Below are 217 nucleotides of genomic sequence, written 5' to 3' on the forward strand. Positions count from 1 at the left end.
GATAGCGGATAGTACCGTGAGGGAATGGTGAAAAGTACCGCGGGAGCGGAGTGAAATAGTACCTGAAACCGTGTGCCTACAAGCCGTGGGAGCGTCGCTGTATGTGCTTGCACATGCAGTCGTGACTGCGTGCCTTTTGAAGAATGAGCCTGCGAGTTAGCGGTGTGTAGCGAGGTTAACCCGTGTGGGGAAGCCGTAGCGAAAGCGAGTCCGAATA

At 54.8% G+C, this 217-nt stretch carries 1 rRNA gene; it reads left to right on the forward strand.

Features of this window, described 5'->3' with window-relative positions:
• Window positions 1–217, forward strand: a 23S ribosomal RNA gene (locus tag ADK52_RS13535); the annotation flags it as partial.

This window comes from Streptomyces sp. WM6372 (genome assembly GCF_001279655.1).
GTDB lineage: Bacteria > Actinomycetota > Actinomycetes > Streptomycetales > Streptomycetaceae > Streptomyces.